At 58.4% G+C, this 22,668-nt stretch carries 9 protein-coding genes; 2 read left to right on the top strand and 7 right to left on the bottom strand.

Features of this window, described 5'->3' with window-relative positions; all coding sequences use genetic code 11:
* The first annotated feature begins 15 nt into the window (after window positions 1-15).
* A complete protein-coding gene (locus CD351_RS12895) occupies window positions 16-696 on the top strand; it encodes a hypothetical protein (RefSeq protein ID WP_162627723.1) in 681 nt (226 codons plus the stop codon).
* Between the two features lie 30 nt (window positions 697-726).
* Here the strand turns inward: CD351_RS12895 and CD351_RS12900 are convergent, their stop codons facing one another.
* Window positions 727-1,494 carry a DCL family protein gene (locus CD351_RS12900; protein WP_111993011.1) on the bottom strand — a complete coding sequence of 256 codons (768 nt, stop codon included), beginning with the start codon at window positions 1,492-1,494 and terminating at the stop codon, window positions 727-729.
* Window positions 1,494-3,734, bottom strand: coding sequence for an AAA family ATPase (locus tag CD351_RS12905; RefSeq protein ID WP_111993012.1), 2,241 nt, complete (start codon window positions 3,732-3,734; stop codon window positions 1,494-1,496). The genes CD351_RS12900 and CD351_RS12905 overlap by 1 nt, the downstream gene beginning before the upstream one ends.
* A 942-nt stretch (window positions 3,735-4,676) precedes the next feature.
* On the opposite strand from CD351_RS12905, the gene CD351_RS12915 reads away from it, so the two are divergent.
* A complete protein-coding gene (locus tag CD351_RS12915; protein WP_111993014.1) occupies window positions 4,677-5,522 on the top strand; it encodes a hypothetical protein in 846 nt (281 codons plus the stop codon).
* A 330-nt stretch (window positions 5,523-5,852) separates the two neighbouring features.
* Here CD351_RS12915 and CD351_RS12920 read toward each other — a convergent pair whose 3' ends face one another.
* Genes CD351_RS12920 through CD351_RS12940 form a run of 5 tightly spaced genes read right to left on the bottom strand, consistent with a single transcriptional unit; the run spans window position 5,853 to window position 22,525 of the window.
* Complete coding sequence (locus tag CD351_RS12920; protein WP_111993015.1) at window positions 5,853-6,242, bottom strand: sel1 repeat family protein; 390 nt, start codon at window positions 6,240-6,242, stop codon at window positions 5,853-5,855.
* Window positions 6,243-6,247: 5 nt separating this feature from the next.
* Window positions 6,248-6,763, bottom strand: coding sequence for a toxin-activating lysine-acyltransferase (locus tag CD351_RS12925; RefSeq protein ID WP_111993016.1), 516 nt, complete (start codon window positions 6,761-6,763; stop codon window positions 6,248-6,250).
* 8 nt (window positions 6,764-6,771) lie between these two features.
* Window positions 6,772-21,336 (bottom strand): cadherin domain-containing protein, encoded by a 14,565-nt coding sequence (locus CD351_RS16050; protein ID WP_111993017.1) that lies wholly within the window; start codon window positions 21,334-21,336, stop codon window positions 6,772-6,774.
* Window positions 21,333-21,800, bottom strand: coding sequence for a hypothetical protein (locus tag CD351_RS12935; RefSeq protein ID WP_111993018.1), 468 nt, complete (start codon window positions 21,798-21,800; stop codon window positions 21,333-21,335). Before CD351_RS12935 ends, CD351_RS16050 begins: the two co-directional genes overlap by 4 nt.
* A gap of 5 nt (window positions 21,801-21,805) precedes the next feature.
* Window positions 21,806-22,525: an imm11 family protein gene (locus CD351_RS12940; protein ID WP_111993019.1), complete on the bottom strand. Its 720-nt coding sequence runs from the start codon at window positions 22,523-22,525 to the stop codon at window positions 21,806-21,808.
* Window positions 22,526-22,668 lie beyond the last annotated feature (143 nt).

Consider the following 22,668-nt stretch of genomic DNA (forward strand, 5'->3'; position numbering starts at 1 on the left):
TTAAAAGGGTTGGGCTTGTTCGGCGAAGACCTGGAAACATTGGCAGCAAAGGGGCCTGCGGCTTCCGACCGATTGATGGCGACCCCGAAGCCGCATCTGCATGAGCTTTTCAAGGCGATCGCACATCGCGTGGAACTTGGCGAAGACCAGGTCTCGATCGAGTTCCGTATGCTGGAAGTGCGTCGCTACCTAGAGTGGAGGAGCGAAATGAGTTTCCGTGGGCGTCCATCAAACTGGTCATGCAGCGATGCCCGGTACGAACATGTTGTGGCCGTACGGGCAGTGACCCCGGAGCGCTGGCCATCGCTCCACATCAATCCGCGAGAGGAATCCTGCAAAGGAAAGCCAGACAAGAAGCTTGTCGATCTCGTTCGAAGCGCACGCAAAGCGCAGCGGCTCGTAGAAGAGCACCGCGAGCTTGACCTTGATGCGTTGGCGAAGATCCATGGCTGTCGCACGGCGCAGTTCGCACGTTTGATCCGCCTGAATTATCTCGCTCCGGACATCGTCACCGCAGTCTTCGACGGAACACAACCTCTCGGTCTCAACAGGAAAGTCTTGCTCAATTCCAACGTACCGACCGACTGGGCCGTGCAGCGCAAGCTCTACGGGTTTCCAGCGCCCGAACGTGCAATCGACCCGCGCAATTTGTATGGTCGCGGCATGTGGCCGAGCGCGAGAATAGAAGCTCCATAGGTCAGCGACCTTCCCATGTAAGTGACAGCGTCAGCCAATGTTCACCTCTTCAGGATTGACCAAGGTAAGCGGCCGTTTGACGCTAGAGTTTGCGCCACTCGAAGATCGCGACAAGTTCTGGGGTCCTGAGATGATCCTGAGCTTGGCATTCCGATAGTGGGCGATCCGGAAGGCCATCGCGACTTCCTCGCTCGCAAAAGTCGTAGTGAATTGGCCGTCTGCCGCGTCGCTCAGAGTGCCCTCTGGTACCTCGGAATGCCACCCGCGCTCGACGCGAAATGCAATGACCAGAGCGCTGAAGGTAGGATCGGCATGATCGACATGGGCCTCTTCGAAGGTGAGCAGGTCGCCACTAATCTCGCATTCGACAAAACCGAGTTCGTCGGCATGCTCGTCAAAGAACGCCCGTTTTGCTGTTCGAATGTCCGACAGAACCGCCGCGCGACAGGCATCGGCAAATTCCTGAAACAGTGGTTTTGGCTCACCACGTATCGCCCATATGAAGCTGAAATCGGTCTCGCTGCCATCCGTGCGAATGGCCCAGAAGCCTCTCGTTGCGCCACCAGCTCCTGAATTTGTGCGCACTTCGAAATGGTCGATCCCTGCGCCAGCCTTCGAATTGTTCTCGCCATGCGCAGCATCAAACCGCTCGACCAAGGCAGCAAGGTCACTGTGATCATTCGCATCCTCGATTGGGACGCCGTCCGGATAACGATCCCGCAGCGTACGGAAATGATCAGTCGCAGCCTTCTGTGTATTCCAGACGCGTCCGTTGCTAAGGCTGATCTGCTTAGCCACTACTCGCCCACCGGCTCGGGCGAAGCCTCTGGAACACCCCCACTCGGGAGCTTCATCATCATGTTGAAATGAGCAAGATGTCCCGTTTTCTCAAAGATTTGCCGGAACACTCGCAGGTATCCCTGAACCGCGTTATCGTCTGCGGCCAGGTAGATTTCATCATGCGCGGTGTGAGAGCCATCGTGGGTCCAAGAGAAAAGAGAAGCGCAGATCTGCGCCTCCCTGCCTTCAAATTTGGCTACGATTTCATCTTGCTTCAGGCCGCCGAGCACGATCAGGTAGTTCTCGATGATCCTGCGCAAAGTGTTCTGGATCGTTAGCTTCGAGCGATCGTCATCGCGTACTTCCTCCCATAGCATTTCGTACGACGTCTTCACTGGGTTGAACCCATAGCTCTGAACCGATGAGATGCCCTCGCGCTTGCGCACGACCCAAAATGTTTCATCGCGCCTGCAATTGTCAGTTGCGCGGCTGCGGTCGAAGCTGACTTCCTTATGGAAGTAGATGTTGTGCGTGAGCACAAACACCTGCATTGCGGAGCCATTGCCGTCGCGCACATCTTTGATGACGTTTCTGATAAGCGAACTGACGACAAACAGGACGTCAGCATCCAGGCTGGACACCGGATCGTCGAACACGACGACCTTCTCTTCGGTAGTGCCGGTACCCGAAGTGCTTCCAGAAAGCATGTGATAAAAGTACAGAAACGTCACGAAGGAGCGTTCGCCCTCGCTGAGCGTGCTCCGCGCATCAGAGCCATCCGAACGAACTATGCGGTACATATCACTGCGCTCGCCCGCGACCGAGAGCTTGAAGCTGGTGAAGCCGAAGGAAATGAGTATCGAGTTAATCGCATCGACCGTCGGTTGCACGCTGGTTGCCTTGGCCTCGAGCTCTTTCAACTGGGTGTCGAACTCCGCGCGCGTTTGGCGTTTCGACGCAAGGCTCTGTTCCAAGCCTTCGATGGCTTTTGAGATCGTTCCGGTTGTTGTTTCGTAGGTTGAAAGATCAGTCTTTCGCTCTTCGATGATGAAGCGCCAGACCTGGCTTCTCAGCGTCGTTCTCGAAGCGGCCAGGTCGCGCACAAGCTCATTGTGGGACTGAATGGCTTCGTTCGCCTGCGCGACTATCTCAGCTAACGCGTTGCCGGCTCCCAGGGTGTTTTCGAGTTTAACAGCCTCGCTGGGATTGCGGCGTTTGGCATCGAGCCTTTCGATATTGAGATCGTAGGCGCGCCTGAGCGCCGCATGGCGCTCGGCCAGGACATCGTTGTCTACGAACCGCGACGTCTCGGCAAGCAAGCCTTGCACCCGTTCCTCCACGTTATTGGCGGCAGCGGCATATTGGTCGGCAAGCGCGCTGATTGCAGAAAGATCGTTCTCGTATTGACGATCGAAGAAAGCATCGAGATTGTCACGCAGGTCGGCAGGCGCGGATTGTTGGCAGAACGGACAGCGCCCGTTGGCGGGCTCGATATACTGCACACCTTGTTTCACCCAGTCGCTGTTACCTAGCTGCTCGATGAGCTTGGCGACGATCACGTCGTCGCGACCCACAATCCTGCGCTCTAGGATTGGTGCGTTTTCCATGTCTTGAAAGCCGCTGAAATCGATCGGAGCAATCGGCGCCTGTTCAGTCGCATCGGTTCGGAATGTCGTTTCCGCATGGGATTTGAGCGTATCGAGATGTACGAGTTCGGACGCGTTGTTCTCCGCTTCTGCGATAAGCTTGTCGCAAAATGCGGCCTTACTCTGCCTGTGCCCTGCCATTGCTTCTTCGAAGGCGCCCTTATGGGTTTGTTGCGATGTCCAACAAGCCTCTTCGAGCTGAGCTCTCGCATTTCTCAATTCCTGGCGCCGCCCGCCGGAGGCATCATCACCTTCCAGATTGCGTGTAAGTCCATCGATTTCGCGGTCGAGCTTTCCGATTTCACCCTGTAGCCGTTCAATTTCTTCTGCGCTTTTGGTCGAGTCCTCGCCGAGTGTGAAAATGCCCCGGAGTTGTTCGCCAAAATTGTTTTCCGCGAAGTCGCGATTGTAGACCAATGTAGCCATTGGACGAGCGTTCTCCCAGCGTATCGAATAGCCTTCTCGGGCTGCAGGATCGCTGATTGCACGGGAGATTGTCGTTTTACCGCAGCCGTTATGACCGAAAAGGAAGTTGACCTTCTTGAGGTCACCAAGCTCTACGCCCTCGGTCGGGAAACTGGCCTCGCCAGTAATTGATATGCTAGTCAGCATGGTCCCTCATCGTATTATTGTTGGGAGACTTAGCGGCACTATTGACCATTGTTCTCCAAAGAAAGTCAGAAGTCATCTTACAGATGGTGGATTGCGCCACTAAGCGCCTTGGGGCGATGCTCCATCCATGGACAAGCGTCTTTTTGTCGGAAAACATCGAAGGTCCTTTTTTCCTGCGTTGCTAGCATGCGGCGCGAGAATGCGTGATACCGCGCCTGCCAATCCGCTCTTCCTACAATATGACTGGTTAGAAGAGGCTTGTTATGGGATGACTAGCGGAAGGTTTGTACTACGAGCGGTGAGCCCAAATTTCGTTCATTTGCAGAATGGCCAAGTAAGCCCAATCATCCCGCCTCAGCGTTTGTTCGACGCTTGGTCACCCTTCAAATCAGGCAAGAATAGTGCAAAAACCGCTGCCTAATTCGCGGGTAGCGCGCCAAACGTGGTGACAAATCAGCGCCATGGCGGCATAGTTTGCCGGTGATCGCAAAGAAAGCGGTCATGGGGCTTGGTAACCCCTCCGCCAGCAGAGACTTGGCCGGTTTTCCGGCCGGGTCGCCCACGCGGATGTCCAAGGTGCAAACCCAAAGGCGGGGGCGCATCTGGGCTCTGCTGCAGATGTTACCAAGGCCCGGCTTTACGGACCTTGGGAAACGGGCATCCAATGAAGATCAGCATGAGCGGGCGTTACAGTCCCGATGAATTCGCCGAAGCAATAGATCGGGTTATTCAGAACTTCACATCGAATGGCGCGGATGAGTTCCGTGCCGTGACCCTCTACTTCAACGCGTACAGGGAGAAGCGACACCTCCAATTGCGGGACGAGGAGTCCGGCACAACAGTGCAACACCTCCAGTATGATGGACCTTTCGCACGACCGTACCGATCGATTTCACCACGAATTCAGATTGTCGATCAGCCCGATGACAAAAAGCCGAGATCATGAAAAAGTCTCTGGCAATTTCACTGCTTTTGAGTGGCATCACAATTGCGAACTCAGCGGCCAACGCGCAGACATCGCCGATCTCGACCCAGTTGACCGATGAGTTTGGTGAATACGCCTACAACGGAGGCTACGTCTGGCGCACCGGCCTGTTCGGTTCGTATCGGCATCCGCGTCGCGTACTGGAGCGCGAATGCACAGACAACAGTGGTCGTCTAGCGCATGGGCTGCGTCTCGAACGAGGCTCTGATGCGTCGGTCGTCATTGGCGGTTCGTCTTATTCTTTTGCACCGTCCGATCTCTGGGCTTTGTCGGTCGAAACCTACAATGCATATTCCCGCGAACATGATGTGTCACAGACATCTTTCGTCGTAACCTTTCCGCGCCCTGACTGGGCGCCGGTCGATGCCTGCGGTCTTTTTGGTTGTTACGCTGCAAATGATCTTGAGCCCGAATGGCTCGTGGCGGTAATGGTCCATCATCCAAAGCTTTTGGTCGTCCGAGAGGTCACTGCGGAATTGGCCTCGCAACGACTGAACCGTCGGCAAGCGCAGGACCTGGCCCAGCGCGAACGGACTCGACAGCAGGAACAGAGGGCAATCGAAGAACGAGAACGCGCGATACTGGCGCGGGCGACCGAAGACCAACGGTTAGCCCCTTGGCGAGAGGCATTGAATGTCGGAGATTGCACCAATTGCGGGATGGTCGTCGACACTCGAGGGCCGATTGTAAAAGTTCAGTTGCCTGCGAACATCAACCTTCCATCGGGTGAGCGAGAATTCTGGGCCCGGCGCTCGGAGCTCACCGATTCCGAGCCGGTCACGAATTGCCGCTTCGGTGGGTGAAAGGAAACCGCCCCGCATGCTGAGGAGGTTGAAAAATTCCGAAGATCTAAACCTCTTGGTTTTGTGACATGGCTAAGAGCAGACTGGATCTGCCTCACTCAGTCCGGGCGTTTCGCTGGTTGAACCAAACTTAGTTTCTTTCAAGCAAGGGTTCGATCTTTCACCATTTGGCGCCATGCTTTCCAAGCAATCGAAACTGCGATCAAGATAGTCCAACGACCACGACAGTATAAAACGTCTGACTACGGGCCATGCACCGATGAGAGAAGCTCAAGCTTGGGACATAAACCAATGTAGTCTCGGTTATGACAAAATGAGCCTGCATCGAGGTTATGTTTTCGGACACCCGCCTTCGACATTCAGTCTTGCCAGCGCCTCTTCCGCTGTCTGCAATCCCGGCTGCACGGGTCCGCCGTCCACCGGGATAACCCGCCCCGAACCACCTGTGGTGACGGGCGGCGAGTATACCCAAATTGTGCCGCCAGTGCGGGTCGCGGCTCGTCGCAACAGCCGACGCGCTGCTTCGCAATCCTGCGGAACTCCATCGCCGCGCACATAGCGCATGCCAAGGTCGAACTGCGCCTGCTTGTCGCCTGCCTGCGCGCGATCGAGCCAGACTTGCGCTGCAGGATCGAGGCTCGCCCGATCAATCCCCAAATAGCGTCCTGAACAGGCAGACACTGTGAAAACAACGAGCAGGAGAAGCAGGCGGCTTGCCAATGCGGCTACTGCTTGGTGGCCGAGGCCGCTTCGACCGCAGCCTTGAGTTTCTGACCCGCATCGGCAGTAACCGTCTGCACCTGGCGCTCGCCGGTGTTCGGATCGGTCTGGTGGAACCTGAATTCGGTGCCCTTGAGTGGTCCAGAGATGAGGTCGGCGATCATGATCTCGCGCTGGCGGTTCTGGTTGGTGGCGAAGGGCGCGATCAGATCGACCAGCCATACCCGCTCGCCGCTGTCCCACTCTTCGAGTGTCAGGCGGTTCTCCGGCTCGATCAAGCCTCCTTCGAGCTTCTTCTCCGCTTCGGCGCCGCACTTGGCCCACATGGCAAGCCCGACGGGCTGGCCGCCATCGCGGAAGAGGTAGAATTGCTGCTTCAGGAGAGCCGGCATGCACAGCCATTCGATATCGCCGATCTGCATCGCCTTGTGTAGCGGGGATTGGGTGAGCAGCCATGTCATCTCACCCAAGAGGTGCGAGACGGTCGGAGCGGTGCCCTCTGGGGGCGCTTGGGTAGCCATGGAAGTCCTTACGAGTAGATGTCGGCCAGAGCATATGGCTGATGCCGGTTACGCAGCTGATCTTCAAGCCCTCCAACGGGTCCAAACGCCGCCATATCCTGCCGTAGCAAGGCCAATCGGCGGCTGATGTCCGGATTGTCATTGGCAGCGTGATCGGACTTTGGCGGAATACCATGCTCGAGCCCCCCGGCACCGTCCGCGGTCAGCTCTTCGGGAAGGTCGGACACTTCCAACTGTGAGCGGATGTGGCTGCGCGCATCCAATGAGCCAAGTTTGTCTAAATCGAGCTCGGACAGGTGTATGCCGCGTTGTGCGAACCGCTCACGCGCCCACAGGTCGACCGGATCCTGACCCGCAGCGATGTTCTCGTAGCGACGGAAGAAATCCTCGCTCAGGATATCCTGCAGGCTCAGTTCCTCGATCCGCGGCATGCCATCACGCAGCCACTGATCCCGCCGCAGCGAGTTGCTCGTCGACGACGCTGTCGCCGGCTTGCGCGTTGGCTTGAAACCGAAGGCCACGTCGCCAAGCGTACCCGTCGAGCCATCGGCAAGATTGAAGACAGCGGTCGAGAGAAGGACATTTCGCCCGACCTTGTTTGTGTCCTCCGAGGCAGCGGCTCGAAGGCTGATCGAGACGATACCGTGATCGGCAAGTGTGCGCAGTTCGCCCATATCGCTGCGACCGTCATGATCGGTATCGACCCAGACCTTGAGTTCGCCGAACCGTTCGTCAAGCACCGACACGAGACCGTCACCATTGGTGTCGAACGAAGCTAGACCCTGCATTGCGCTGCGGGCCTCGGGTGCATCCAGGTAGAACGACAGTTCGCTGCCATCGTCGATTCTGCCATTTTCGTTGCGATCGACAACGAGGAACCCGTCACGGCTAGTGGTCCAACCCGTATCGTCGGCGATGCCGTCGCCATTCATGTCGAAGCGGGCCTTGGTCTTCGAGAAGCGCTCCGTCTCTATCCCGTCGCGATCCAGATCGAGCACGATCGCATCGAGATAGCCGTATTTGCGGTTCGCAAACTGCATCTCGGAGACAGCACCCATCGCTCCGGCGCGCGGATCCACCTCTCCCCTGGCCCTGCGCGGCACGATCGCCAATTCGCCGCCCATCGAAGCAACACGATACTTCTTCGCCTTACGCTCGAATGAGAGCGATGCGGCCTTGAACTCGACATCGGCATCTTTGATGCCGGTCAGCGCAGTCGCATGCGTCGAGCCGTTGACTAGGAAGGCAAAGCCGGAATCGAGTACCGTACCGACACCGCCATCGTCACGCGTGAATTCTGCACGATTATAAACGATATTGCTGCCCGCAGTAATGGTTTCGCCTGTGGCGGTTCCGACGAGACCTATCGACGCGACACCGGCCTCGGCGAGACTCAGCAATTCGCCCGCATCGGTCATGCCGTCGCTATCGCGATCGAACCACAGCTTGAACTCGACGAAGCGATCATCGCTCGCATCGAGCAGGCCGTCGCCATTGCTGTCGAACGCAGCCAAGCCTTCGAGGTCGGTTTTCGCGCCTTCCTTGTCGCCTAGGAAAGAGATCTCACCGATATCGTCGATCGTGCCATTGCCGTTCCGGTCGAGTGCGAGAAGAGCATCGCCCGCCTCGATCCAGCCCGTCCGCTCCAGTTCACCGTCGCCGTCCTGATCGAAAAGAGTAGTGCTCGCGGCCAAGGAGACGAGCCCCTCGCCGTCGCCATCAAAATCGAGGACGATCGGTGCCGCCAACCCGTATTGCTGAGCATCATCATCCTGCTCTTCAGGATCGGAGCCCTGCGCGCCTTGCGGCGTTGTCTGCTCGACGTCCTCAGGCGCGACCCAGATCAGTTCAACATCGTCCGGCAGACCTTCGATTTCCGCTTCCTGTGGAGCAGAGGGCTCGAATGCAAAGCTGATATCGCCGACCAAGCCCAGGCTTCCATCGGAGTTGAGATAATCGGTCGTGGCGAAGATCACATTGTGATCGTCGGCCGGCTCCTCGCCGGTCTGGTTCAGTGTAAGATTGAGCTGGACGATGCCTGCCTCGGTGAGAGTGCGCAGTTCGCCCTCGTCGCTGATGCCGTTCTGGTTGGCGTCCTGCCAGACGAGGAACTCCGCGAAACGCTCATCGCCTGCATCGAGCAAGCCATTCTGGTTCGTATCAAACGCGCGCAGACCCTCAAGGTCAGTCAGCGCATTTTCGAGGTCATCGGCAAAAGATATCTCCGAGCTATCGTCGATGATGCCATTACCGTTGCGGTCGAGCGCAAGCAGCGCATCGTCCGCCGCGACCCAGCCCGTACGATCCGCAATGCCATCGAGATCCATATCGAAATAGACCGTGCTCGCGTCGTAGTCGACCAGTTCGAGGCCATCGCCATCCAAGTCGAGGACGATCGGCAGGACAGCAGATGTGCCATGCTTCTTGAAGATGACGGTGACTTCTTCGACCTTCTCGACACCCGAGGCATCCTTGAGACCGATCTGCATGACGTAGTTAAGCTGGAAATACCACCTGCCGCCAAGTGTGGGGTGGTATTTGATCCCGCCTTCCCATTCGCCGTCGCCCGGCAGCGAGAAATAGAGTTTGCCAGCTGACGACCCGCTCGCCGCGACCGAGACATAGGGGTAGCCGGTATTGTCGACATCGGAACTCGAACCGCGCACAAGTCCTTTCTCGAGTTTGCTGACGCTGATAATGCGGTATGACGATGCCGCCGCGCCTGTTTCAGGATCAGTCCCGCGAACCTGGCCTATGTAGCCGGTCTTCTGATCATCGCTGACGTAGAAGGTGCGGGCCGAGCTTAGATTTGGGCCTTCGTTTTCGTCGGTAATCGTCGCCGTGAACGTCCCGGTCACCGAGCGTCCAAGCGAGTCCGTCGCTTTCACGGAAAGTGATTGGGTGGCGAGCGAATGATCGCGCACCGGAACGTAGGTTACATAGGGTTCCTGCGGCTCAGACGGGAAATATGGCTCATAGGGGTCGTTCCACCCACCGCCACCCGGACCAGGATCGGGATAGACCCAGCGCTCTTCATACCGGGTCGTAACTGCCTCATAGTCGGCTACACCCGCGGTGAGATAGACGACCCCTTGTGCGTTGATGCTCCAGATGCCCGACTGGGTACTGCCATCCGCGAATGACCAGGTCATCCCTTCGCCTTCGGGATCCTGCAACATGCTCGAGCGCAGGTTGAAGGACGGACTGAAAGCCGTGTTCGGCGGTGTCGGCCTGTTCTCCAGAATGGAGCCCGAAGCAGCCACAAGCGAATGTAGCTCGTCGACATTGCCGACATTGATCGCGACTGTGCGTTGCGATTGGGTGTATCCGGCCGCGCCGGCATTATCCCTCGCGATCACTGTATAAGAGCCGTTGGGATTGCTCATCGTGTCGTAATCGAAGACCGCGCGCGTCGTGATTGCGCCAGAGGTCGCGTTGATGGCGTAGCGTCCATCGGCAGATACGCCGCTCGCGCTGCTTCCGTTGAGGAAGTAGTAGCGCTGCTGGCCAAACGCAGTACTCGCCGAGTCCGGATCGCTGGCGCTTATGGTCGTAACAACGGTGCCAACCGCCCTGTTCTCGAGGACGGTCTGCGTCGCGACTGCCGCGAGCGCGTTTTGCTCGTTCACATTGTTGATGCCGATCGTGACTGTGCTCTGCGCCTGCTTGTACCCGGCCGCCCCGGCGTTGTCGCGCGCGATTACTGTATAGGAGCCCGACGTATTGCCTGCCTCGAAGTTGAGCGCGGCTTTCGTGGTGATGCGCCCCGAAATCGCGTCGACCTGGTAACGGCCATCGGAAGAAGTTGCGCTCGCCGTGCTACCGTTGAGGAAGTAATAGCGCTGCTGACCGAAGGCGACGGTGGCGGAATCCGGGTCGCTCGCGGCAACCGTTCCAACCAGCGTCCCCACAGCGACGTTCTCGTTAACGTTCCACGAATGGCTCGCCGGAAGCGTGTTCTGCTCGTTCACATTGTTGATGCCGATCGTGACCGTGCTCTGTGCTTGCTTGTATCCGGACGCCCCGGCATTGTCGCGTGCTATGACCGTATACGCTGCTGAGGTATTGCCTGCCTCGAAGTTGAGCACCGATTTGATCGTGATGCGCCCAGTCGATGCTTCGATCTGATAGCGGCCATCGGAGGAGGTCGCACTCGCCGTGCTGCCATTGAGGAAGTAGTAGCGCTGCTGACCGAACGTGATGCTCGCCGAATCCGGATCGCTGGCGGCGACCGTGCCAACGAGCGTTCCCGCAGCGGCATTCTCGTTCACGTTCCAGGAATAGCTCGAGGGAAGCGTGTTCTGCTCGTTCACATTAGTGACCGGAACCACGATCGTCTTGTCGACGTAGCTGCCGTCAGCATCGAAGGCGCGCACGGTGATCGTGTTCGCGGCATCGCGATTGGATGCCTCGTAATCGATATTGCCCCCGCCATTGTTGACGAGCAGGCGCCGCGTGTTGCCGGGATCGAGCACATACCGTCCGCCCGCATTGTTGAGCAGCTGGAAGTGAGTCGGCGCAGGTTTCCCCTCGGCGGTATCCGGATCGATCGCGGAAAGCAGTCCCACGAAAGTACCGCTTGCCGCGTTTTCGGCGACCGAGCCGGAAAGGCTGATATCTGTGGGCTTGCCGTTGACGACCACAGCGAGCGGCGTCCAGCCTGACGTGCGGACCGAAGAACCGTCGCGCGTCTGGACCGCGAAGCTGAGCGATGCGTCTTCGTGACGGCCTGCCGGCACCTTCATTCTGAGGCCGCTCAGCTGATTACTGGTTAGGCGCCACCAGCCCGAGGCGGACTCGAACGTCCCGACGGCCGTGCCCGACGAATTGACCAGGCTATATCCGCCGGGCAGTCCCTTGACGAGCACATCGACGCTCTCCGAACCGTCCGTGTCGGACGAGGTTGCAGCCACCGCAATCGCGATATTGGTCCCGGCATTGCCGCCTGCACTGGCAAGCTGCGTAAGCACGCCGGTATCCGCTGTCGGCGCGATGCTGAGCGCAACCCCGCCCGGATCGAGCGCTGTCCGGGTCGTGCCCCTGATCTGCGCCTTCAACTGCAGCGGCAGCGTTCCGCCCGACAGCAAATGCGTGCTGGCATTGGGCGCGAGCGTCAGCGTCACCGAACGATTGCCGCTCGTATCGGGCGTTCCATAATCGACACCCGTCACATAATCGGCGAGCGCGTGGCCACCCGATGTATAGAGCGAGAGATCGATATTACTCGCCGGAATGTCGACGCCCAGACCCTGCTCGTCTTCGAACCACGCCCGCACGGCGAAGGTAACTTGGGTGATCCCATTGTCGAGCGCTTCGACACCGCTGATGGTGCCCGTATTGCTGATCTTTGGCGGACCCAGGCGGCCCCAGTAATCTTCCATCCCGTTACGGAAGGACATGTTGCTGCCGCGCAGACTGGCCATTTGGGCTTGGGTGGTCGGACGGCTGCCGGAGGGAATCGTCGCCATGAGCGCCACCAGCGCATCGACATTCACTGGCATCGCTGCGCGATCAACACCGTCCGAGATCAGGTCAATCCTGAAGTCGCCACGATTGGGGTCGGCAAACCAGCTCTCAACTGTTACGCTGCCTTCTGTACCTGCGCTGCCAAGTAGCGTCAGGCGCAGGTCGTCACCCACCCGGTCGAACCAGATGTGATCGTAGAGCACGGACCCATCAAAGGTGAGGTGATCGAAATCAGCACCCGTTGCATCGAAGTTGCGAATCCGGTCGTTGCCCTGACCGCGTGAGACGTAGTAGGTATCATTGCCCGTGCCACCGACCAGAATATCGTCGCCAGCGCCGCCATCCAGATAATCATCGCCAGACTGTGCATCGAGCATATCATTGCCCGCACCGCCCAGCAGGTGGTCATCGCCAGCGCCGCCGTAAATCGTGTCGTTGCCTGCGCCGCCCGAAAGCACATCGGCCCCGGCCGAACCGGTCAGCGTGTCGTTGAAGCTTGAACCCTCGACCAGTTCGATACCTGATAGTGTATCGCCTTGGGCATGTCCGCCACTGCCTGTGCCATTGGCGAGGTTCACGTTCACCGCTGCATGGGAGGCAGCATAAGTGACTCCGTCGAACCCGGCACCACCGATCAGCTCGTCCGCACCAGATCCTCCATCCAAATAGTCGTCGCCGTCACCACCATCGAGCAGATCGTTACCGGCCCCGCCGATCAGGCCAGCAGCGGTGAACCCACGAAGAGGATCGGTGCCGCTCGCGCGCGCTCCGTCATTGCCCGCTTCGCCATAAAGGAGATCGTTGCCATCGCCGCCATCGAGCGTGTCGTCGCCGATACCGCCATAAAGCGTGTCGCTTCCCGCTTCGCCTTCCAACCGGTCGTTGCCGCTGCCGCCGAGCAACAGATCGTTCCCGTTGCCACCGTAGATGATGTCGTTCCCGTCGCCGCCATCGAGGTCGTCATTGCCGTCCAGACCCGAAATCGTGTCGTTGCCGCCCAAGCCACGAATGATGTCGCGGTTCTGCTGTCCGGTCAGCGTGTTGGCCGATGCCGTCCCGTCGAGGACATCATCCTGGTTCGCAATGACGAAGGAGAAGTCCTGCTCGAAGGAGAGCGGAGCCGACGACTTGTCGGTCGCGCGAATTGTCAAGGTGATCGCCGTGCCATCGGTTTCATAGTCGAGACTCTGGTTGGCGAGCAGCACTAGGCGGTTGGCGATGTCGACCGCGAAGCGCGTGCTCGGAGTCGTCGAGCCGTTCTCGAACACGGCGAACGCCTGCTGTCCGGTCAGTTGGCCTGGAAGATCGGCATCGGCGACACTGACCGTCCCGAGCACGACTGCCGGTCGCGGCGTACCGCTCGCGATGCGATCGCGCTCGGTGATCGAAGCGGTTTTCCCCGCCAGCGCTATCGCGGTCTGGCGCTGATTCACGTCCTCGATCCGCACGGTGAAGCTGGTCGCCTCGCCCGAAGCAAGCTCGCCATCGAACGCTTCGACGCGGCCCGTCAACGCGATCTCGCCCAATCCGTCGCCATCGCTGTCAGTGATCGCGAAACCCTGCCCGGCAAGCGTCTCGAAATCGGGCTCACTGGCGAATTCCACACGGTTGCCGACGATCTTGAACTGCCCACCTGGATTACCAGAAGTATCCGGCGTGAAGCGCAATGTTGGTACCGCCCCGCCATCGGGATCGCTGAGCGTGAAGGTGACCACCGACTTGCCCAGGTTCGAGGCGTTGGTTCCGGCGACATATTCGCCGGTCATACCCATGCTCGATGTCGCTGTCGGCCTGTTGGGTGCCTCGTTCACATTGCTCACTGTCACGGTAAAGTTCGCGTTTGTCGTCGCGCCATGCGGATCGGATGCCACGACCTGGATCGTATGCGATCCAGCTGCCTCGCGGTCGAGCAGGGCGACGTTCTGGACACGCAATTCACCATTGGGCAGCAATGAAAAACGACCGCCCAGATCGTTTACAAGTGAATAGCGAACTTCCTCGCCTTCGACATCGACGGCCGAGAAGACACCGATGAGAGTGCCTTCGACGGTGTCGCTACCCGGCGCACCTTCGGCAACCGTCAGGAAACCGTTGCCACCGACGACGAGCGCTCGTGGCGCATCGTTGACGGCATCGATGACGACATGCACCGGTACATCGACCGCATGGCCGTCAGCGTCTGTCGCGATAAGGATGAAGCTATCCTCGCCGTTGGCATCGGCGAAGGGTGTATAGGTGAGGGCACCGGTGGCCGGATCGAGTGCAGTGATTGCGCCCAGCTGCGGGCCAGAGCTTTCCAGTACCGTATAGCTGACGATATTGCGATCGTGATCGATCACTCCGTAATTGCCATCGAGCGTTACGGAGCCGTCCTCGGCGAGGCGCACTTCGCGCGGGGCATCGGGCGCGGTAGGCGCAGCCTTCCCGCCCTCGTGCCAATAGGTGGGCAGCAGCGCTGCGACACTTGCCGGCATGACCGCCGGAGCCGCTCCTGCAGCCGTCATCGTATCGATAAGCGCAAGCGTTTCAGGATGATCGAGGAAGATCGCATGCGTGGTCGTGTAAATCGCTTTGACCGGTCGGTCTGTTCCTGAGAAGAAGCCTTTGATCGTCAGGGCCGTATCGCCGCCCATGACTGCAACCCGCAGGTCGCTGCCCGTGCGGGTCATCCAGATCCGATCGTGGCTGACTGTCTCGTCGAACACGACCGTATTGATGCCGGTGCTATCGGCGAGCGTGTCGGCACCCGAGAAACGATCAAGGAGATAGGTGTCGTCTCCGCTATCACCCTGAAGCCAGTCGCTGCCTGCCCCGCCTACGAGGACGTCGCTACCATCGCCCCCGACGAGCACGTCGTTCCCATCGCCGCCAAGCAGTCGGTCATTGCCCCAATTGCCCTCGAGCCGGTCATTGCCCGCATCGCCGAGAAGCTGGTCGTCGCCAGCGCCGCCATAGATCTCGTCGTTGCCAGTTCCGCCGCTCGCAATGTCGTTGCCATCGAGGGCGTAGATTACATCATCGCCTTCGCCGCCGGCGATATTGTCTTCGCCCGCGCCGCCATTGATGAAGTCATCGCCATCACCGCCATCGAGAACATTCGCGCCATCGCCGCCATTGATGACATCGTTGCCGCCCATGCCGAACAAACGATTGTCGCCCGAATTGCCGGTCAACGTGTCGGCCTGATTGGATCCCATCACGCTCTCGATACCCGACAGGACATCGCCATAAGCGTCCGATCCGGAATCGCCGCCCTGGGCACCGGAAAGCGCAAGGTTCACCGTCACGCCCTTGGTAGAGCCGATATAGCGGACCGTATCACCGGCACCGCCGTCATCAGAACCGCCATCGATTATGTCAGCGCCAAGACCGCCTTCGATAATGTCGTTACCGGCACCGCCCGAAAGAGTGTCATTGCCGGCATAGCCGACCAGGACATCGTCGCCTGCGTCCCCTGCAAGACTATCTGCGAACACGCCATAGCGTCCAAGAAGCAGGTCGTCGAAATCACCGCCCGACTTGAGTTGGTCGCTGGTCGCCATGAAAATGCTGGCGAGTGAAAAAGCGAAGCCGTCGCTCAAGATCACGCTCTCGACCGCGCTGTTCGCCGAAGCCTGATCACGCAGCGTCACGCTCGACGCGGTCTGTCCAAGGAAACGGATGACGAGGTCCGAACCTTCCCAGACGAAGGCGAGACTGTCGAGCGTGATCCCCTTGCCAAACTCGAGCACATCGTCGCCGCCGTCGATGGCGGTGTCGTAGGTAAGCCGCGTTGTCTGCTGACCATTGGTGCGGAGATAGCCATCGAGCCAGCCCGACTGGATGTAGGCGGTCGGCAGAGGCTGCGTCGGTGAACTCGATGAGGGATGAAGATAGGCCGAACTGTCATACACGAGCTCGCCATCCGGGCCCTCGACCTGCAGCTGCCAGTAGCGCCAGCCCGATTGCGGGTCGATCGCGCCTGCGGGCTGCCAGCGCGAGACGCTGTAGCCATCGGCCAGCGTGCCTTCGGGGGTTACCGCCTCTTCGACGATGAAAGCCCCTTCCGCGACGATATCGGCGCCATCGCCGACATTCCAGACGTAAGTGTCGTCGCCGATATTTCCGGCAAGCATATCGTTGCCTTTGCCGCCGGTCAGCTCGTTCTCACCTTCGTCGCCGCCCAGCTCATCCGCTCCGGCGCTGCCGATCAGGTCCTCGATCGAATGGAACTCGTCGCCGATCGCATCGCCGCTATTGGTGTGCGCGGCGGACAGATGCACCTTTACGCCGGCTGCGCTTGAGGCGTAGCTCGCCGCATCCTGACCGGTTCCGCCGATCAGGATATCACTGCCCATTCCGCCATCGAGAATATCGTTGCCCGCACCGCCGTATAGAACGTCATTGCCAGCTTCACCGCGCAGAGTGTCGAACCCGGCATTGCCTCCGAGGATGTCGTCGCCATCACCGCTCGCAATGACATCGTCACCGCCACCGCCAGTAATCCAGTCTTGGAGCGCTGTGCCCGATAGCGGAGTCGCCATCGTGCCGTCATCTCCCTCTGTGCCCGCGACGAGGCGACGCTTCGAGGGATCGATGTCGAGAATGCCGGTGCTGTAGAAGGCGAGTTTCTCTACTTCGCCTGAACCGACCGCCCCATTCTTGTACCAGTCTTTTAGGGTGATCGAATCCGACGCCGCCGAACTCTCGGCATTCTCGTCGCCGACCAGCAGCACCAGATCATTGGTGCCCGCTGGGTTGTGCAGCACGATATCCTGAATATCGATACCAAGTGCGAACTCGATCGTATCCACGCCCGCATCGCGGGTTATCGTGGTCGCGCTCGCAGGCGGCGCAAAGCGCTTGAGCTGTCCTGTTGTGGCATCAAAATCGAAACGGCCGACCCATTCAAGTTGAGGTTCGGCGGCCGTGCCGACATTCTTGTAAACATAACTTCCGTCAGGGCCGGTGACTTCGGTCGTGTCCGGGTCCTGATTGAACCCGCCTGCCGTGTTCCATCCTCCCGCCGATGTCCATACAACCTGCCAGTAATTGGCGTAATCATCAAAGACGGTGTCGTGACCATCGCCGCGAGCGTATTTGAAAGTGTCGTCGCCCGCGCCGCCGACCAGAATATCGCCGTCGCCGCGTCCACCGGAGATAATGTCGTCATCATCACCGCCATAAATATCGTCGGCACCGGCATCGCCCGTGATCGCATCGCTACCGCGGCCGCCGATAAGCCTGTCGTTGCCAAGGCCGCCGATCAGCAGGTCGCGGCCATCATCGCCCGCCACCAGATCGTTGCCAGTGCCGCCATTGCCGACATCGTCGCCTGCGAGCAGGCGCAGTTCGTCATCGCCCGCACCGCCATAGACGAAGTCGTTGCCGTTGGTGCCGATGAGCACATCGTCGCTATTCGTACCGATGACGAAGCTGGTGACATCGCCGATACGGATTTCGGTTCCGTCAACGAATTTAAGCCACTCGACCCGCTTGAACGGGTTGGAGAACCAGTCGCGCACGGTTAGCTGATCGCCACTCGAACGTTCCACACCATCCGGGCCGATTTCCATTATTTCGACAATCAGATCTTTGCCGTTCGCCGCCCGGGCGAGGCGAACGTCGCCGATCCCGATACCGTAACCGAATGCGATGGCATCCTCGCCCCCTGCTACTTGGCCCTTGCTGACGCCCGCACTCGTGCCCAGCCAGTCGCGTTTGAGCACACCATTAGCGATCGCCGCGAAACGCGCCGCGATGGGATCGTTTAGATCCACCCCTGGGTAATCGCCGGGGTTGGGGACCGTCGGCGCGATCGGCGCGCTCGCATCGGTGTCGTCAGCCAGATCCTTCCCGTCGCCGCGACGCAATAGGTATGTATCGTCACCCGCGCCGCCATAAAGCTGGTCGCCAGCGAGCCAATTGCCGTTCGCATCAAACTTGTCAGTGCCGCCGGTTAGGATGTCCCCGCCGTCGCCGCCGCGAAGGATATCCGCCCCCGCACCGCCTTCGAGCCAGTCTGCGCCCTCGCGACCGAACAACTGGTCGTCACCCGCGCCGCCATCGAGGTAGTTGCCGTCCCCGCCCAAGCCACCGCTTTGCGCGCCGGCATCGAGCCGGTCGTTGCCGGCGCCGCCGAGCAGCCAGTCATCAAGACGACCGCCATAAAGTGTGTCGTCCCCGTCGCCGCCGAAGATGTTGTTGCCCAAATTGCCGCCGTGGACAGTATCGTTGCCGCCACCCGCATCGATCGTGGCTGCAACTTCAATAGTGATTGCCGACCCGTCGGTTGCGTTGCCGTTGATGATCAGCCCGGTCGTGTTGGCGATACGTCCCGCCCCGCCGAAAACCTCAAAGCCGTCCTGGTTGTGGGTGACGTTTGCGATAGTAATCACATTCGCTGCATCATTGCCCTCGATCTGAGTCTGGCCGGCAATGTCAATCGCGTCGGAAAGCACATATTCTCCAACGCCGACCAATCGCGAAATGCGATCACTGTAAGGATTATAGTCAAAGCCGAACTGCACCGTCGCCGCACTGGTGCTGATGTTGTCCAACAAGGCATTGAAACCACCGAACCAGTCGGCTCGATGGCGTTTCGTAAGACCAAGCTCTACCGCTCGAGCGAGATTGACCGCAGTCTCTGCGGCGAAAGCACTATCAGGTTCGCCTGCAACGATAGCGTTGATGACAGTTCTATTGGCGAGATAACTCTCATAAGCTTGTGCCGAAGCAATATTACCGAGTAGACTCGATGTGTCGAAGTTGGTGGCGCTCTGTCCGCTCAATTCAACTGACGCGTAGATGGCCCGTTTGGCGAACACGTTCCCGCCGATGAGCTGAAAGTCCGGGTCGGTCAGGCCCTTGAAAATGCCGTAGCCGGTAACCTTCGAAAATGCGTTCTCGTCCTTGGAAGATACTCGATAGGTGATCGCGCCGGAGTCGCGCGTCGATATTGGGCGATAGACAAAATCGCTCTTTCGCATGCCGTAATTACCGGTCGTGACTGCGGTAGGATTTAAGAGACGGGCGCCGGACGCCTCAAGCACCATATTGAAAGTTCCTGCGACAGATGCCGCCATTGCCTCTGCCGTCTCTTTTGAGCCGCCTTTGCGGCTGTAGACATTTGCGACGGCGAAACGCCCCTCTCCAGCATCCCAAACAGCATCTGCCCCGGATCTTGGTGTGCCGCCGAAAACAGAACCGATCAGACCACCAAAAACGAATCCGAGGAACGCCCCGGCGAAAGCTCCGAGTGGACCAGCGAAAGCCCCAAGGGCCGCGAATTTTTCAGTGAATAGCAGCGCGAGCCCGGCGCTGGCTACGGACGAACCAACAGCAGATCCAATCTGGCCACCGATAGTGTCGAATTGGATGACTTCAGATGCAAGCTTGGTGCCGAGAAACGAACCGATAGCGGTCCCAACCATGGTCAGGTTTACACCGTCAAAGACCGCCTTTCCTGCCGAAATATTCGTGAGCACTTGCCCTATTACGGCACCAGTACCAGTATTGAGCGCCTCTCCCGCAAAACCCCCGACACCCAGGGTCTTGACGAGCTCGGCAGTCAAAAACGAGGACAGCGCCCCGATCCCCGCCGCCTTGAGATTAGACAGTAGTTCGGGCCCGAATGCAGAGAATGCGTCTCTGGTCGCAGTCGTAACCGATTGACCGCCGACGATACCGTCGAGAGCATCTCCCAAGTTGTCGCCCAAGGTACTTAGCAAACTCGAACTTGCAATGCCCAAAACGGTATCATTGCCGCTAATACGATAGCCAAGCTGATTACCTAGCGCTCCGCCGACGTCCGAGAAATCGAAAGGCAGCGGGTTGCCGGGAAGCCGGATCGAAGTTGAGACTGGTTTTCCATCGGCGGATAGGCGTTGATCAACTACTACCCTCGGCTTACCCGTACCGTAATCCACGGCGTCGTAAACAATTTGGCGCACGACAGTTTCGACGCCATCGATAACTTCGGTTTCATATTCGACAGCTCGCCCAGTCCCACGCTCTATTACCGAGGTATCCGTTCCATCCTCTCCCTCCGTCCGCGGCCTCAATCCGTATGGAAGAAGCACCCCCGTGCGCGGGTCGACCACTCGCGCGACACTGTCGAGGTTGACGCGGCGCCTATAGCCAGTGACGATAATCACATTGTCTTCGGTGTCGACTATCTCATTGCCAACACGCAGGGGTGCAAGGTTGTTGATCGGGAAGTCGTTAATATCCAGGCCCAACAAGCGACCAACGGTGTTGATGTTGTGCGCGAACTGATAAAAATCAGTGCCGGTTGCATCGTTATTCAAAACGATGCTTGGACCGTAGATTTTGGTGAGCAAGCCGACAACGCTCGATTCCCCGACTACCAAGTCGCCATCGGCAGTGAACGAGATTACGCGCTCTAAGTTTCCTTCTTCCAGCCAGGCAATATAGCTATCCGCCAAGGCAACAAGTTCGGGATCTACCGCGTCACCGAGGAGAGCAAAAAGCGCTCCGCGGAAGATCGGCGACTCAAAGCCGCGGATGTCAATACCGGCGGGCGAGAATTGGAAAATTCCATTAATTCTTTCGCCGAAGCCAGCGATGTTCAAATCCGCTGCATAGATCGTCGAAAGTTGCGAACCTTTCGAGTGCGAGAAGATGTTGATGACATCGTCTGGGTAAAGCGCGATAAATGGATCAACCAGAGCCTTGAGAGCAAGAAACTCTCCCATGTCAAATCCGTACACGGACGATTGGGCGAGAAGTTTCGCTCCTTCCGCGACATCGAGATCGTAAGGCCCCACACCACCAATCGAAATCACAAGTTCTTGGCTCGTTCGCGAGCGCAAAACGACTGCGTCGAGGCCACTGCGGTTGTTTTCGCCGTTCGTCGAAGAACTTCCGACAATTTCGTAATTCGCAATAAAGTACTGGATTTCGCTGGGCGAGAGCGATGTAACGAACCCTTGATTGAGTGGGCCGCCGCTTGTTTGCTGAAGGCTTTGGATGGCGCTTGTGATCTGCGCAGGCGTCATGCCCGGCCGAAGAACGCTCGCATAATACCCATAGCGAGCAAAGACCGACGCCTGTTGATAGTCGCTCGGAGAACCCGGATCGGCGCCCTGACTTTCAGTACCACTCATGCCTCAAGTCCTTTCTCAACGAAATCGAAATACGTTCGCCCCCTAACCGAGAAGCAGTCGATGTCGTAATATTCGGGGGATGAGATCGAGATCGACCCACCCCGCTTTATTTTGGCTTGCGGAAGCAAAATAATTGCGGTTGCCGCATCAGAAGCAGTCACCTTTATTTTCGCAATTTCGAGATTTTCAACGCTTGATGAGTCCGGACTTTCAATTTTCTCAGTTAATATTGTTTCGAATTGAAGGTCAGTCTGGGGATCTATTTCACCCATATTAATAAGCATTCTGATACGAGCAAGATTGGGCTCTTCGCTCTCCTGCACAAATTGAAAATCGCGACAAAACTCTTCGAAACGCCCTTCAGCAACTGCAGTGCCATTATCGCAACCCACTAGCGCGAGGCAAAGCAACGCGCTGAGTCTGATACCGATGCGGCGGGTGGAGATGATCGCGATGGTCGGCATCGAACCTACTCCCGCTCGGACCAATAGGGTCGAATTTCGAAAAGCCCCGCATCGGCGTTTTCTTCCGGCGTCGGCGCCTGCAATGGCGTAAAGAGAGCCCCCTTCAGACCAGCTTGGCGCCAGGCATCGACGATGGTTTCGTCGAAGATGAAACCGGTTTGATAGCGAAGCAGATAGAAGGCGTGCTCGTCTTCACGCACCGTAGGAAAGCGGACGTCGTCGAGCCGGGTGAGGAAGGGGTTGTCGGCAGCCTCTTCGACACCCGGATAAAGGTCCGAATGCCAAAGAACATTTGATCGCTCCTCGTCGAATCTATCGACGACGCGAACGACATCCATCATCCAGTAGGGTTCTACCGGCCCGCCATCTCCATCGACCGCAGCGCATTCGGCGAACTCGAACGCATCGGGGTCGATCTCGACCAGCAGGTTCTTCGCGCGCAGCGAAACGAAAGGCTTACGGAAACCATAAATGTCCAGAAGCTCTTCATTGTCTACACCCACCACCAGCGCCGGTTTCGCACGCAGCGTCGGTAGGCCAAAGCGCAATGGCGCGCCTAGGCCCTCGATTGCGTATTCATGATTGCCCGCCAGAACGTAAGCGCCCGGGACTGTGCTTGGCACCAAAGCCTGGGCCTTGTTAACAAACTCGAAATCGCTTGGATTGAGGCGCAAATCGGAGCCGACGCTGTAGAAGCGTCGCCGGTCGTGATTACGAGGCTGCATATCGAGATCCCGCGTTGGGTCTTTTACGGGCAATATGGAATGCGTCGAGATTGTGCCCAGACGCGTTCAGCAGAAATTGAGCATGATCGGAATTCAGGCGGATTGCACGCAGGTATTTGTGGTGACAACTCGCCCAACTAAGC

Origin of the sequence: Erythrobacter sp. KY5 (assembly GCF_003264115.1) — a bacterium.
Lineage (GTDB): Bacteria > Pseudomonadota > Alphaproteobacteria > Sphingomonadales > Sphingomonadaceae > Erythrobacter.

Excerpts from the sequence above, each read along its gene's own strand:
- CD351_RS12925 (WP_111993016.1), bottom strand. The coding sequence starts at position 6,763 with ATGGCTACCCAAGCGCCCCCAGAGGGCACCGCTCCGACCGTCTCGCAC.
- CD351_RS16050 (WP_111993017.1), bottom strand. The coding sequence starts at position 21,336 with ATGAGTGGTACTGAAAGTCAGGGCGCCGATCCGGGTTCTCCGAGCGAC.
- CD351_RS12915 (WP_111993014.1), top strand. The coding sequence starts at position 4,677 with ATGAAAAAGTCTCTGGCAATTTCACTGCTTTTGAGTGGCATCACAATT.
- CD351_RS12935 (WP_111993018.1), bottom strand. The coding sequence starts at position 21,800 with ATGCCGACCATCGCGATCATCTCCACCCGCCGCATCGGTATCAGACTC.
- CD351_RS12940 (WP_111993019.1), bottom strand. The coding sequence starts at position 22,525 with ATGCAGCCTCGTAATCACGACCGGCGACGCTTCTACAGCGTCGGCTCC.
- CD351_RS12905 (WP_111993012.1), bottom strand. The coding sequence starts at position 3,734 with ATGCTGACTAGCATATCAATTACTGGCGAGGCCAGTTTCCCGACCGAG.